This is a genomic window from Demequina sp., from assembly GCA_024707205.1.
Classification (GTDB): domain Bacteria; phylum Actinomycetota; class Actinomycetes; order Actinomycetales; family Demequinaceae; genus Demequina.
In genome coordinates this window covers 191,607-206,098 of record JANQAD010000001.1, presented here as the reverse complement: position 1 = coordinate 206,098, position 14,492 = coordinate 191,607, and the positions used below count along the sequence as shown (strand labels likewise).

Here is a 14,492-nt window from a genome sequence, read left to right as displayed (position 1 = left end):
GGAATGCTGCAGCTGCTCGGAGTCGTGATCTTCTTCCTGGGACTGCTCGTGTCGATCGGGTTGCACGAGGTGGGGCACATGCTGCCCGCCAAGAAGTTCGGGGTCCGCGTGAGCGAGTACTTCGTCGGCTTCGGGCCCACCCTGTGGTCCCGCAAGGGCAAGGAGACCGAGTACGGGCTCAAGGCGATCCCGCTCGGCGGCTACGTGAAGCTCGTGGGCATGATTCCCCCGGAGGACGCGGTCAAGCCCGTCAAGGTGCGCGGCAAGCTGAGCCAGATCATCGCCGACGCGCGCTCCGCCTCCGTGGATGAGGTCCAGGAGGGCGAGGACTACCGCGCGTTCTACCACCTCACCTGGTGGCGCAAGGTGATCGTCATGTTCGGCGGCCCGTTGGTGAACCTCGTCCTCGCGATCGTCATGTTCACGATCGTGCTGGTAGGCGTGGGCCTGCCCACCGCGACCACCGCGATCTCCGAAGTCGCGGCGTGCGTGCCCGCGTCGGGACAGACTGAGTGCGCGGCGGGCGACGCCACATCTCCTGCGTCGCAGGCGGGGCTCCAGGAGGGCGACGTCATCACCGGAGTCAACGGCGAGCCCGTCACCGAGTGGAACGACCTCACGTCTGTTGTGGCCGCGAACCCCGGCAACGAGATCGTGCTCACCGTGGAGCGCGACGGCCAGTCGCTCCAGATCCCCGTCACCCCGGCGTCCTACGACCGACCGGACGACGGCGGAACCGGCACCACCACCGTTGGCTATCTGGGCATCGTCCCTACGTCTGAGGTGGTGCCGCAAGAGCCTCTCGCGGGTGCGCAGCTCGCGTGGACCTACACGACGACCACGCTCAAGGTCATCGTGACGCTTCCCGTGCAGATCTACCACGCGTTCATGGCGACCATTGGGCAGGAGGAGCGCTCCGGCGCCTCTGTGATGGGCATCGTGGGCGTGGGCCGCATCTCCGGCGACATCGTCGCCGCCGATGTCGAGGGCTACGGCGTCAAGGAGAAGGCGGCGGACATGCTCATGCTGCTCGGCTCGCTCAACGTGGCGCTCTTCGCGTTCAACATGATCCCGCTCGTGCCGCTCGACGGTGGACACATCGCCTCCGCGTTCTGGCAGGGGATCAAGAACGGATGGGCTCGTCTCCGCCGACTCCCGCGGCCGCGCCCGGTGGACGTCGCCCGCATGATGCCCCTGGCATATGGCGTGTTTGGGGTGCTCATCATCATGGGTGCCGTGCTGATCCTCGCGGACATCTTCGCTCCCGTCACGGTCGGCTGAGCCGGCGCCCAACTGAGCTGGCGCCAAACGTAGCGGCGCCGACCGCGCCAGCCGCAGCGTCGGGCCGCCGCGTGCCCTCTTTCGCTGAAATGGGTGCTGAGGTTCACGAACTCGCCGCTTGGTGAACCTGAGACCCCATTTCAGGCAACGGGCGGGGCGCGATGCGCGCCCAGGTCCGCCAGCTTGGGAGATACTTGAAGCGTGACTTCCATCGCTCTGGGGATGCCCGCTTTGCCCGCACCGGTCCTGGCCCCACGCAGGCCAACGCGCAAGATCAAGGTGGGGTCGGTGTACGTGGGTGGCGACGCGCCCGTCTCGGTGCAGTCGATGTGCACCACCAAGACAGAGGACATCAACTCCACGCTGCAGCAGATCGCGGAGCTGACCGCGGCCGGCTGCGACATCGTGCGCGTCGCGTGCCCAACGCAGGATGACGCCGACGCACTCCCCGCGATCGCGCGCAAGTCCAACATCCCCGTGATCGCGGACATCCACTTCCAGCCCAAGTACGTGTTCGCGGCAATCGAGGCCGGCTGCGCGGCGGTACGCGTCAACCCTGGCAACATCCGCAAGTTCGACGACCAGGTCAAGGAGATCGCGCAGGCCGCGAAGGACCACAGCACGTCGATCCGCATCGGTGTGAACGCCGGCTCGCTGGACCCCCGCCTGCTCGAGAAGTACGGCAAGGCCACCCCGGAGGCGCTCGTCGAGTCCGCGGTGTGGGAGGCGAGCCTGTTCGAGGAGCACGACTTCCACGACTTCAAGATCTCCGTCAAGCACAACGACCCCGTGGTCATGGTGCGCGCCTACGAGCTGCTGAGCGAGGCCGGCGACTGGCCGCTGCACCTCGGCGTCACAGAGGCCGGCCCGGCCTTCCAGGGCACTATCAAGTCCGCGACCGCCTTCGGCGCGCTGCTGAGTAAGGGCATCGGCGACACGATTCGCGTGTCCCTCTCCGCCCCTCCCGTCGAGGAAGTCAAGGTCGGCATCCAGATTCTGCAGAGCCTCAACCTGCGCCCGCGCAAGCTTGAGATCGTGTCCTGCCCGAGTTGCGGCCGCGCTCAGGTGGACGTCTACGAGCTCGCCGAGAAGGTCACCGCCGGGCTTGAGGGCATGGAGGTGCCGCTGCGCGTGGCCGTGATGGGCTGCGTCGTCAACGGACCGGGCGAGGCGCGCGAGGCCGACCTCGGTGTGGCGTCCGGCAATGGCAAGGGCCAGATCTTCGTCAAGGGCGAGGTCATCAAGACCGTCCCCGAGAAGGACATCGTCGAGGTCCTCATCGAGGAGGCCATGAAGATCGCCGAGACCATGGAGCCGGTCGAGGGCGCGAGCGTGCAGGTGGTCCAGGCGGGATGACCGACTCGCTGCTCAGGCGCGCGCAGCACACGGTTGCGCCCCTGCAGCGGCGTGAGATCGAGGCGGCGCTCGCGATCTGCGCGGCGGATCCGGTGGCTTCGGTGGTGCCTGCGATGCACCTCGAGTCGGCCCTGCGGACGGGTCACCTTTCCGCGGGGCTGTGGGCGGTCCGACGCCGCGCGGGCTTGGCTCGCGAACTCACCGGAGTGGTGTGGAACGGCGCCAACTTCACGGCGGTGCTTCCGTCCAGCGATGAACTCACCGAAGACGGGCAGCGGGCCGACGTTGCGGCCGGGGCGGTTTCGCGTCTCGCCAGGCCGGCGGCGATGGTCGGGCGAGCGGACCTCACCCTTGATCTCTGGGGTCGCCTCGAGCCGTGGTGGGGTCCGGCGCGCGAACTGCGCCCGCGACAGGTCTCGATGGCGATCAAGGGACCCGCGCGGCACGTGGCCGCCGTTGACGGGGAAGGGCTCGATCTCGACGCCGTGCGTCGCGCGACCCTCGACGACTACGACGAGCTGCTGCCCGCGTGCGTGCACATGTTCATCGGCGAGGTCGGCTACGACCCCATGCGGCACGGCAGGGTGGCCTACGAGGACCGACTGCGGCAGCTGGTGAGGGGAGGCAGGGCCTTCCTTCAGTACGGGACTGTCGACGGCCGTCGGGCCGTGGTGTTCAAGAGCGAAGTTGGCGCGCTCGCTGGGGGAGTGGCCCAGCTTCAGGGAGTGTGGGTGCACCCGTCCCTGCGCGGGCGTGGCCTTGCGAGGGCGGGACTTGCCGCGGTGATCGAGGCGACCCAGGCAACTCTCGCGCCCACCGTGTCGCTGTACGTGAACGACTTCAACGCCCCTGCTATCGCGGCGTACGATGCGGTGGGATTCGAGCGTGTTGGGATGTTCGCCACAGTCATGTTCTGAGGCTTGATCTCCGGTAACATTGGCGCACGAGCCACAGGGGGCTCGACGTGGCTGAGGGGGCCGGGGTGCGCGTGTCGAGAGTCGTTGCAGCGGTCGCGACTGTGCTCGCAATGCTCTTCGGGCTGGCGGTGCCTGCGAACGCCGCCACGACAGTTTCGATAACGGTCAACGTCCGGGACAGCTGGGGTGCGCTCAAGACCGGTTGCGTCACCGTGAAATCGAGTTTGAAGACGGCAAAGGACTGCACGGTAAACAGTGCGGCGCCTTCACCTTCACGGGACTTCCCAAGGCGACCTACACGATCAGCACTTCGGGCTTCGCCAACCACTTTGACCAGACTTTGAGCTCGAAGCCGACGTTCTCGTCGAAGACGAGTTACAGCACTACGGCGACGATCAAGCGATACGGGCTGATCAAGGGCTTGGTCCTTTCAACATCCGGTGCTGCGATCTCCGGAGCCACAGTCACGCTCAGCAAGAGCTACTCCTCGGTTAGCCCCGGGGCCCAGTCGACGGTGACCGCGGCCAATGGCGCGTACCAGTTCTACGTCCCAGACAGCGCGGCGTACTTCATCGACGTTGGGCCGGTACCCGGGTTCGGCTGGGCGCCACGGGGTCAGGGGATCGCAGTGTCAGTGACGGCCGCACCGAACGCGACCGTGCAACAGGACGTCACGATGGCACCGGCCGGGTCCGTAAGCGGCGTGCTCAACGCGCCGCCCGCGCTGACCAGCGAGATCGTCTGTGTCTCGCTACACGATCGCAATATTGGGCGCTACGTGGGCTCATATTGCGGACACAGGGGCGACACTTTCGCCATCGCGGACGTGCCACCGGAATCGTTCGTGGTGTGTGTCAGCGAGGAGCAGCCACCCCAGATCTGCACCCGCGACGTTCCCGGGACCATCGAGCTCATGGGGGAGGCCGCCGAGTTCAACTACTCGCACACGCTCAACCCTGCAGCGGTGAAGGTGTCATCCGGCGCAAACACGCCGGTCGAAATGAAGTGGGGTGGCCGCATCACGGTTCCCATAACCGTCGACACCGGCGAGCCGCTCAAGGGAGGGTGTCTCCGGGCCACAGACTCGGCGATAGCGCTCGACGTCATCGATTGCGACCCCGACGCGGGTGGCTTCACTTTTGACATCCCGAGCGACGTCGAGGACGGATCGCTCCAGTTCCAGCTCACTGGCGCACAGAACGCGGAGGACACGACCTGGACGGGGTATCCGCGGCTCACGTTTGGCAGCCAACAGACGTGGCCCCACCAGGCTCACACGAATGGTACGGGCACCATCACGCTCCACCTTGGCAAGCAAGGGGAGGATCCGTGGGATCCCCTTGCGTCACCCTCTTCGTTGGCCTGTCGCAGCACCGTCAAGTTGAGACACGATGCGGCGTGGGCGCCACCGTGGTCTTCGAAGGCCTCGGAGAAAGCGACTACACCATCCTCGTGAGTGGCGCATCAGGGACATTCTCCAATTGGTGGTATGGCGGCGGGGTCGGCAACACCATCGCCGCCGCGACATGGGTGAAGCTCAACGACGGCGCGCATCTCGACCTCACAGCGACCCTTCCCACGACTCAGGTACTCACGGGAACGGTCACCGCAGAAGGCGGCGGGCCACTGTCGGGCGGAAGTGTTGAGCTGGTTGCCGAGGACGGCACGGTCTTGGCATCGGCTCCAGTGACCGGCGGTGCCTATGTGTTGCAGGTACCCATAGCCGACGGGTGGCTGCGGGCGACCGGTTTCGCGGGCAGTGCCGACGCGTACCTCGGCGGTTCGTACCAGCGGCCGTGGAACCGGACCACGCTGGTCTCCCAAGAGGGCGCGACGACGTCGACGAACTTCGTGCTGAAGCCGTACGCAGAACTCAGCGGGAGCCTCGCGGCTCCGGGAACCCTGGCTGGCGCTGAGGTGTGTATTCAGGCGGCCGAGTCGACCAACCAGTGGGCTTACGGGCCCAGCTCGTGTGGCGTGGTTGGGGATCCATTCGTGTTGCCTGTCGTGCCCGGTGCCTCATACAACCTCTGCGTCAGAGCGGCGGATAAGCCCGGCTCATGCTCCCTCAACCTGCCGTCGCACGCTGACCGTGTGGGGTCGAAGAACTCTCCGACGTCGTTCGCGGTGCCCGCTGGTGGTGCGGTGACCGTTTCCATAGCGTTCGGTGGCACGTTGCTCGTCACGCCGACCGCGAGCGACCCGGAAGTGGTCGAGGGCGGATGCGCCGCTCTCGTCATCGATACCGTGGCAGTGGACTCTGCATGCGATCGGACGGACGGGGCCTTTGTTCTCCACTCGGGAGACGACATTGACTATTGGGACAACGCGTCGATCATCGTGACTGGGCTCCATGCGGCGCACGACCTCAACATCCGTGCGGGAGACCTCTTCGGCGGCGACACAGTGGTGCGCCAGGGCGCTGCCTCGCCTTGGGGGGAAGTTCACTGGCACCATAAAGCGCCCAGCCGGATTCTCGTCGTCGACCGTGTGCGCAACCGTGACCAACTTTGACGGATTCTCCGCCACCGACTGCGCGCTGCCTGGCGACTCCACGTACGCCGTGCCAGCGCCGTCGGGCCTCTACAAGATCGAGTTCTACGCCGAGGGTCCCGGTGTAGCCACCGAGTGGTATCCCAACAAGATCACCGGCGGCGAGGGCGAATGGGTTCGGATGGACTACGAGGACACGACCGTCAATGCGGTACTCGCGGCCGCCGGAACCATCCAGGGCTTCGTCTCGGGACCCGGAGGAGCGTTGTCATCCGGAGGATGCGTGAGCGTCTTCACCGTCGCGGGACTGTTTGTCGACATGAACTGCCCCGCGGACGGCGATCCGTTCGTCTTCAATAGCTTGACGCCGGGTTCCTACGAGCTGCAGTTCACGGGATTTGAAGGCCTTGGATCCGCGTGGAGTGGAGGAACGGGATTCGGCCAGACGCGGCAAGTCTCCGTCGCGGCCGGCGCGACTACGACGTTCAACATGGAGTTGAGCGCCGCCGCGGTGGTCACTGGCACTGTCGACTACTCCGGAGAGCCCGCGGTCGGCGGTTGCGTAGATGTCGTCGACACCTCTGGCTACACCGTGTCCACGGCGTGTGTCGACTCCAACGGCGTTTACACGATCGACGACGCCCCCGGTGGTGTCGTGTACCTGCACTTCCGGGGCTTTGATGGGGCCGCGAATGAGTGGACCGGCGAAAGCTCCTCCTTCGCGAAGGCGACGGCTGTGCACCTTCACTCGGGTTCGACAACCACGATTGACGCCACCCTTGGACGCGGAGGCACGATCAGCGGTGAGGTCAGTGAGTTCAACGGCGGAGTGTTCACCGTCTTTCTGCGCGCTCTCGACGGCTCGCTGGTCGACTGGTACTCGCTCGGAGGCGATAGCTATTCCGCCACATTTGGCTTCAACAACGTCCCACAGGGGCGATACAAGTTGACGGTGATCGCGAACGGCACTACCTACGAGACGCCGTATCGGGCCTCAGGCGCCATTTCGCCCGCCATAGTGTCCATGCCGACCGCTTCCGGCTGGGATCTGACGGGCCTGAACTGGAACACGGAGTACGACACCGCCGGTGCCATCTCAGGTCGCTTCAACGTTCCCTCGAGCTGGAAGAGCTCCACCATCTGCGCGCTCGCCATAACGCCAAAGGGCGGGGTCCAGAGCGCCGATTGCGGTGCGCGCGGGGGGCGGTTCGACCTCACTCGGCTGGCCCCTGACCAGGTGTACGCGATCCTCTTTACCAACGGCGACGTCCACACGCGTGCCCAGCTCAAGGCTTTCAAGGGCGCCAAGCTGTACTACGGAAACACGACCTCGCTCACGAACGCACTGTTCTATCGGACGACTGTGAACCAGGCGCCGTATTTGCCCGTGTGGTTCTACAAAGACGTCAGCCACAAGACCGTGAACATCGAGGCTATCGAGTGGCTCGGCGACCAGAACATCTACCGCCCCTCGGCCAACACGTTTAGGCCAGAGTCGACCATGACTCGCCGCGACCTCGCCATGTACCTGTACAAGATGGCCGGCTCGCCAGCGGTGGCAATCCCCTCCCGGTCGCCGTTCTCCGACGTCAAGACAACCGACGCCGGCTATAAGGCCGTGCTGTGGCTCAGGTCAACGAAGGTCTGGACGTCGACCGCCTTCAAGCCGGGCGCTGGCCTCGATAAGAAGACCGAGGCGCTGATCCTCTACCGCGTGGCCGGGAGCCCCAAGGTGACGCTGCCCAGCAAGAATCCGTACAAGGACATCAAGTCCTCTGACAGCGCGTACAAGGCAGTCACCTGGGCGAACAAGTACCACATCGTCTCCAAGTCGAGCTCAACCTCGTTCGGCGCGAAGTCGCTCGTCAAGCGCAAGTACGGGGCCGCGAGCCTCTACGAGTGGTGGTGGCGGTTCGGATAGCCGGCCGACGCTCTCTCACGTTATCCGTGCGCCGAGCCGGAACGGTGGCCCGGTATTCGCAGCGCCCCGTCCACGTCGCGGATCGGATGTGGACACGGGGCTGTGTGCGGCATTCGCGTACTATGAGTAGTCGTTGCTCGAGCGCGTTGCCGCCGGGCGGGGTGAATCCGGAGGTAGTTGGTGACGTTGACGAGGCGCGCTCGCGCAGGTGTGATCGTGTTCCTCGCGCTGGCCGTATTCGGCACTGCGCTGTGGTTCCTCGTCGCTGGGGATGAGCCCGTTGGCGTCCAGCTCGCGGCGCTGCTGTCGTTGTTCGCCTGCTTCGTGCTCGTAGCCGTCTGGGCGACGGCCAAGGGCGCGCGGGGGCCTGGCGAACTCGCTCAGGCGATGTGGGAGAACGGCGTGCGCTCCGCTGCACTGATCGCCGCATGGGGCGCTGTAATCACGCTCGTCGCTCGGAGTTGGTTGCCGCTCGTTGCCGCTGCCGTCATGATCTTGATCGGTGGAGTCAGCCTCCTCGTGGCCAGGCTCGCGAGGGAATCCGCGGGTCTCCGCAAGCTCTACAAGCGGTCCACCAAGACCGGCGCGGCCAACGCGCGCGCCAAGAAGCGCAAGGCACGGATAGGCCTCTCCTCGCCCCAGGACTTCGAGCAGGCAGCGCGAAGGGGATTCGTCACGCCCGCCCTCGACCATCTGGAAGCGATGGCCACCGCGGCGCCCGACAAGGGGCCGAATGGTCGAGAGACCGCTGAGTCGAAGCGGCGTCGCGTGCGTGCGCTGATCCACCGCGCGTTCATCTTTGACCAGCTTGGTCGCTTCGATGAGGGCGACGTGCAGGCACGAAGGGCGTACGACCTGGACAAGTCGCTCGTGTACCTGCGCGACCGAGCCGGAGCGCGCGTGGTCTCCATGTTTGCGCGAGCAGGAGACGACGCCGGCGCGTTGGCGGTGGTGAAGCGCCTTGAGATTGACGAAGGCTTCGTTCCGCGCGTCGAGGTGCAGCGGCTTGCGGCGCCCGGGGAGGCGCTGTCCGGTGAGGAGCGGCTGCGCATCCTCAACGACATTTACCGGCGTGGCGGCTTCCCGCCAGTGGTGCTGCGCGATCCGACCAAGCCCGTGCGGATCGACAACCTCATGGGCGTGGTCACGGAGGCGGACTTCATCACCGAAGGCCCGGTGGTCACGGTGGCGGTGCCGTGCTTCAACTCCGAAGACTCGATCGACTTTGTGCTTGAGACGCTCTTGGAGCAGACCTACCGGCCACTCGACGTGATCGTCGTCGACGACTGCAGCACCGATGGCACCCGCGAACGCGTGGAGCGCTGGATCGAGAAGGATCCGCGCGTGCGTCTGTTCACGAACGAGACGAACTCCGGAGCCTACGTGTCGCGCAACCGCGCCCTCAAGGAGGCCACGGGCGAGTACTTCATGGTGCGCGACGCCGATGACTGGGCCCACCCGTGGCAGATCGCCACTCTCGTCGAGGGCATGCGCGCGAATGGGGGACGCCACGGCGCGATCGTCGATCACATCCGCGCGTCGGGTTCGATCGTGGCGCGCGGGCCGGCCACTAACAGCACCGCGTCGCTCATGGTCACGGTTGAGTTTGCTCGGATGCTCGGCGGCTGGCATGAGTCGCGCATTGGCGCCGACTCGGAGTTCATCGAGCGCTGCCGCATCGAGTGCGGCCGCGACTTCGTTGTGCCGCAGGCGCGGTGGGTGCCGCTCGTGCTCGCCTACGTGGGCGAGGGCAATCTGACAACGGACGGGCCGCGGGCCGTGCGCTATGTGCGACACGTCGTCGGCGTTCGCGCCCTGTACCACGAGGCCGCGGATCGATACCGCAGATCGGCGGCCTTCGACGGCACGCCCGGCGCCGCACTTCCGGTGAGTGAGCGTCGATTCGTGATCCCGCGCCTGATGGACCCCGCGCTGCACGGCGAGGCTCCGCACGATGAGTTCGATGTGATCCTGATCGCCGACCTCTCCTGCAACGGCGACAGGGCTGACCTCGCGGACGCCGAACTCGCGACGCTCGCGGCCTCCGGGCTGCGCGTCGGCGTCATCAACCAGCCGCGGTTCCCAAACTTTGTACTCAAGGACATGCGCTCGTCGGTGTGGGATGTGATCGATGGTGAGCGGGTGCGCTTCGTCACCATCGGCGAAGAGGTGAAGACCGATCTGCTGTGGGTCAACGACATCCGCATCGCCGCGTTCATGACCGACGAGCTCCCGACCATCACGGCCGCGAGGGCGCTTGTGGGAGTGGATTCCGGGGTGGCGTCCAGCCCCCCGATTGAGGCGATGCCCTACGCCGACGTAGCGGGCGGACTGGCTCGCCTCACCGCGCGCTTCGGCGTGGACTTCCGCATCGCGCCGCGCGGAGCCCGCGCGCGCTCGCTCCTGAAGTCCGGCGCGCACGATCCCCACGTCGCGGAGGCGCTCAGCTCGGTTGACGCACCAGCGCGGCTCGCAACTGGCGCGTACACGAGGCCACACGCAGACGCCGACTTCGTGGCGATAGCGGACGCGCACGGGGTATTCCTGGTGCCGGCCCATCCTGGCTGGCGCCGTGTCTTGGGTCGCGCCATCGCATGGGTTCCGGGCGTGCGTGCGTCCCGAGCGGCCGTGAGCTGGTCAACCTGGGTGTCCAAGCCTGCCGCTCGCGCCACGATCCTCAACCGATCGCTTGTCTTCGAGGTGCACACCACTGTCAAGCGCAGTCACTTGCGCGCACGCGCGATTGTTGACGCCGCGATGGCCGGGGTGCCCGTGGTCGCCGACCGCGTCGGCGACATCCTTCTGCCGGGCGCCTACGAGCGGGCAGACTCGAACGCGCGGGCGCGCTCTGCGGTGAGCAAACTGGTGAACGACCCTGAACGCCGCCAGAACCTCGTCTCTCGTGCAGACCACGTGATCTCGGAGCGCATGGCGCCCTCGACGCTTCTCCGGGCGCTCGAACTCACGCCAGCGAGCGTGAGCGACTCGGTCTCACAGCCCAACTAGGCTGACCCCATGCTCCGCATGTCAACGCTGTTCGTGCGCACCCTGCGCGAAGACCCCGCAGACGCCGAGGTCGCGTCGCACAGGCTGCTGGTTCGCGCCGGCTACATCCGCCGCGCGGCTCCAGGCATCTACTCGTGGCTCCCGCTCGGTCTCAAGGTGCTCGCCAAGGTCGAGGCCGTGGTCCGCGAGGAGATGGACGCCGCCGGCGCCCAGGAGGTGCACTTCCCGGCCCTTCTGCCGAAGGAGCCGTATGAAGCGTCGGGCCGCTGGAGCGACTACGGACCCAACATCTTCCGCCTCCAGGACCGCAAGGGCGGCGACTACCTCCTCGCCCCCACGCATGAGGAGGTCTTCACGCTGCTCGTGAAGGACCTGTACTCGTCATACAAGGACCTGCCGCTCACGATCTACCAGATCCAGACCAAGTACCGCGACGAGGCACGCCCCCGCGCGGGCCTGCTGCGCGGCCGCGAGTTCATCATGAAGGACGCGTACTCCTTCGACGTCAGCGACGAGGGGCTCGACGCCTCCTACGCCGCTCAGCGCGCCGCATACATTCGCATCTTCGATCGCCTAGGCCTCGACTACGTCATCGTCTCCGCGATGTCGGGCGCCATGGGCGGCTCCAAGTCCGAGGAGTTCCTCAGCCCCACGCCCATCGGCGAGGACACCTACGTGCGCTCTCCCGGCGGCTACGCGGCGAACGTCGAGGCGGTCACGACTCCGGTGCCGCCGAGCATCGATTGGGCCGACGCTCCTGCCGCACACATCGAGGACACTCCAGACACGCCAACGATCGACACGCTGGTTGCCGTGGCGAACGAGCGCTTCCCGCGCCCCGATCGCGAGTGGACGGCGGCAGACACCCTTAAGAACGTCGTGCTCGCCGTGACGAGCCCCACGGGGGAGCGGAGCCTGCTCGTAGTGGGCCTTCCCGGCGACCGCGATGCTGACATGACGCGCCTCGAGGCTGCCCTGTCGCCGAACCAGGTGGAGGCGGCGACCGAGGACGACTTCAAGGCGCACCCGGAGCTCGTCAAGGGCTACATCGGCCCGGGGGCGCTGGGACCCCAGGCGGGCGAGGACGGCATCCGCTATCTTCTCGACCCCCGCGTCGTCCCTGGTACGCGCTGGATCACGGGTGCGGACCAGCCCGGCAAGCACGTCTTCGAACTCACCGCGGGCCGCGACTTCACCGCCAACGGCACCATCGAGGCCGCGACCGTGCGCGAGGGCGACCCCGCCCCCGACGGCTCCGGTCCGCTGCACCTCGCCCGCGGAGTCGAGATCGGCCACATCTTCCAGCTCGGCCGCAAGTATGCCGAGGCTCTCGGACTGCAGGTGCTCGACGAGAACGGCAAGCAGGTCACGGTCACGATGGGCTCATACGGAGTCGGCGTGACCAGAGCGGTGGCTCTGCTCGCCGAGAACAACAACGATGAGCTCGGTCTCAAGTGGCCCATTCAGGTGGCGCCCTACCAGGTGCACATCGTTGCGACCGGTCGCGAGGACGCTGTCTTCGAGGAGGCCGCCAAACTCGCGGACGGGCTTGAGGCCGCGGGCATCGAGGTCTGCTACGACGACCGCCCCAAAGTCTCGCCGGGCGTGAAGTTCAAGGATGCAGAGCTGATTGGGGCGCCCTTCATCCTTGTCGTTGGCCGCGGGCTCGAGACCGGCGAGGTGGAACTCAAGACGCGCGCAGCCGGCACCAGCGAGGACCTGCCGCTGGCCGACGCTGTGGCCACCGTCGCGGCACAGGTCGCCGACGCGTTGGCGTGAGCGGGCGCCACGGTGATGGGGTTCAGAGGTGGCCGCTGAGGACACAGGGAGGGCGACCGTCGTCCTTGCGCTCGCCTTCACCGGGGAGACCGACGCCGCGCGCGAGCGCGCCGCGTCCGCCCTCGCAGACCCGGGCATAAGCGCCGACGCGAGGGCCGCGCTCGTCGCGGCGACTGCCTTCGCCGACTACGTCGACGCGCGTTTCGCCGAGGCCCTCGTCAGCAGCAGGCGATCCGTAGTGCTTGCTCGCGAGGCTTCCGCCGGGGTGCGGTTTCTCGCCGCGACGACCCAAGCCCTTGGTCTAGCCAACGAGCCCGACTTCGCCGCCACGGAGCCCGCCGCGCTTGCCGATGCCTTGGATGGAAGCCGCGCGATCTTCGACCTCCCGCAAGAGCTTCGCTGGCTCAGCGCCGCGCTGCTCGTGGAGGCATGCTTTGCGAACGGCCAGATCGCCTCCGCGAGCCAGGCGCTGGAGCTGCGAGACGGACAGGAGCCTCCGCGACATGCGCAGGCGACCTTCGCGTCGATGCAAGGCGTGCGCGTGGCGCTTTTCGCGAATGACATGGTGCTCGCGCGCGAGCGCTGCGAGGGCGCGCTCGCCGAGCTTGCCCAGAATCCTCTCGACGAGGCCGAGGCGCTGACCCGGGCGTTCCTCGCGCTCATCGCCGCCTACCAGAACCAGGTGGACGTTGCCGAAATCCATGTTGAGGCGGTCCGCGCGCTCGTCGACACCCCACGCAGGTGGCCAGACGGCGGAGCACTCACGGTGGCCGGCTATGCGCTCGCGGGCCTGGACCGGTTTGCCGAGGCGAGGCCGCTGGTGCTCGCGGGCGGTGGCGGGCCCGACCTGCATCTGAGCCAGCTCGTGGACAGGGCACTGGGGTTCGACGTGCTCGTTGCGGCCGCGATTGAGGATCGGGACCTGCGTGCCGCGGAACTGTGGGCTCGCAGGGCACGCGAGCTCCACGCGAATCCGGCGGCATCGCTCGCCGTGGAGCGGATCGACGCGCGGCTCGCCCTCGCCATGGGCAACGCGGCCGATTCCGCGGATCGGGCGGCGCAGGCAGGGGACGGTGCGCGCGCCGCAGGGCGCTTCCTTGAGGCGAGCGCGGCCGATCTCGCGAGGGCACGGGCCATGATCGCGCAAGGCCAGACGGGGGTCGCGATCCCGAGCCTGCAGCACCTCGCTCACGAGTCCGAGGCCGCAGGAACCCTTGTCCTCAGGGAGCGCGCAGTGGGGGAGCTGAGGCGCCTTGGCCGCAGGCTCGATCCGCGGCCCGGAGCGGGCATCGCCGCGCTGTCGCCACGTGAGCTGGAGGTGGCGGCGCTCGCGGCGGAGGGGTTCACGTCGCGCCACATCGCGCAGTCCCTGTTCCTTTCCGAGCGGACGGTGAATGCGCATCTGCGCAGAGCGCTGCGCGCGATGGGGGTGTCCACGCGGGCCTCGCTGCCAGCGGCATTCGGCCCCGCACTTGAACGCGCCCACTCCCAGCCGCTCGCGGACGTCGCCCAGCTCACCGAGCGCCAGCGCGCCGTTGCCCAGCTGGTGCATGAGGGCCAGTCCAACGCGGAGATCGCCGCCGCGCTTGGGATCTCGGTGAAGACCGTGGAGAAGCACGTGGCGATGATCTTCGAACGCTGGGGCGTGAGCACCCGCACCGGAATCGCGCGAATGGTCGCGGACACGCAGACGCAGTGAGTTAAGCACTTTCACTACTACTCGCGCGCGCTCCGTCACG

The 14,492-nt window shown here is 67.1% G+C and carries 9 protein-coding genes; all 9 read left to right on the top strand.

Annotated features, from left to right (window positions below; genetic code table 11):
* The first annotated feature begins 3 nt into the window (after window positions 1-3).
* The 9 genes from NVV57_00985 to NVV57_00945 all read left to right on the top strand — a co-directional run bounded on the left by NVV57_00985 (window position 4) and on the right by NVV57_00945 (window position 14,452).
* Window positions 4-1,281 (top strand): site-2 protease family protein, encoded by a 1,278-nt coding sequence (locus NVV57_00985; protein MCR6711333.1) that lies wholly within the window; start codon window positions 4-6, stop codon window positions 1,279-1,281.
* A 222-nt stretch (window positions 1,282-1,503) separates the two neighbouring features.
* Window positions 1,504-2,637: a flavodoxin-dependent (E)-4-hydroxy-3-methylbut-2-enyl-diphosphate synthase gene (ispG, locus tag NVV57_00980; protein MCR6711332.1), complete on the top strand. Its 1,134-nt coding sequence runs from the start codon at window positions 1,504-1,506 to the stop codon at window positions 2,635-2,637.
* Window positions 2,634-3,554, top strand: a complete 921-nt coding sequence (locus NVV57_00975; protein MCR6711331.1) for a GNAT family N-acetyltransferase — start codon at window positions 2,634-2,636, stop codon at window positions 3,552-3,554. The genes ispG and NVV57_00975 overlap by 4 nt, the downstream gene beginning before the upstream one ends.
* Window positions 3,555-3,756: 202 nt before the next feature.
* Complete coding sequence (locus NVV57_00970; protein ID MCR6711330.1) at window positions 3,757-5,010, top strand: carboxypeptidase-like regulatory domain-containing protein; 1,254 nt, start codon at window positions 3,757-3,759, stop codon at window positions 5,008-5,010.
* The gene (locus tag NVV57_00965; protein MCR6711329.1) at window positions 4,965-6,068 is read left to right on the top strand and encodes a hypothetical protein; all 1,104 of its coding nucleotides are present in this window, start codon (window positions 4,965-4,967) and stop codon (window positions 6,066-6,068) included. Before NVV57_00970 ends, NVV57_00965 begins: the two co-directional genes overlap by 46 nt.
* A complete protein-coding gene (locus NVV57_00960; GenBank protein MCR6711328.1) occupies window positions 6,055-7,968 on the top strand; it encodes a carboxypeptidase-like regulatory domain-containing protein in 1,914 nt (637 codons plus the stop codon). Before NVV57_00965 ends, NVV57_00960 begins: the two co-directional genes overlap by 14 nt.
* Before the next feature lie 216 nt (window positions 7,969-8,184).
* The gene (locus NVV57_00955; GenBank protein MCR6711327.1) at window positions 8,185-10,974 is read left to right on the top strand and encodes a glycosyltransferase family 2 protein; all 2,790 of its coding nucleotides are present in this window, start codon (window positions 8,185-8,187) and stop codon (window positions 10,972-10,974) included.
* 18 nt (window positions 10,975-10,992) lie between these two features.
* Complete coding sequence (locus tag NVV57_00950) at window positions 10,993-12,753, top strand: proline--tRNA ligase (protein MCR6711326.1); 1,761 nt, start codon at window positions 10,993-10,995, stop codon at window positions 12,751-12,753.
* Between the two features lie 28 nt (window positions 12,754-12,781).
* The gene (locus tag NVV57_00945; GenBank protein MCR6711325.1) at window positions 12,782-14,452 is read left to right on the top strand and encodes a LuxR C-terminal-related transcriptional regulator; all 1,671 of its coding nucleotides are present in this window, start codon (window positions 12,782-12,784) and stop codon (window positions 14,450-14,452) included.
* Window positions 14,453-14,492 lie beyond the last annotated feature (40 nt).

What these genes read in the sequence shown, in the direction of transcription:
- NVV57_00985 (MCR6711333.1), top strand. Translation starts at nt 4, where the DNA reads ATGCTGCAGCTGCTCGGAGTCGTGATCTTCTTCCTGGGACTGCTCGTG.
- NVV57_00950 (MCR6711326.1), top strand. Translation starts at nt 10,993, where the DNA reads ATGTCAACGCTGTTCGTGCGCACCCTGCGCGAAGACCCCGCAGACGCC.
- NVV57_00975 (MCR6711331.1), top strand. Translation starts at nt 2,634, where the DNA reads ATGACCGACTCGCTGCTCAGGCGCGCGCAGCACACGGTTGCGCCCCTG.
- ispG (MCR6711332.1), top strand. Translation starts at nt 1,504, where the DNA reads ATGCCCGCTTTGCCCGCACCGGTCCTGGCCCCACGCAGGCCAACGCGC.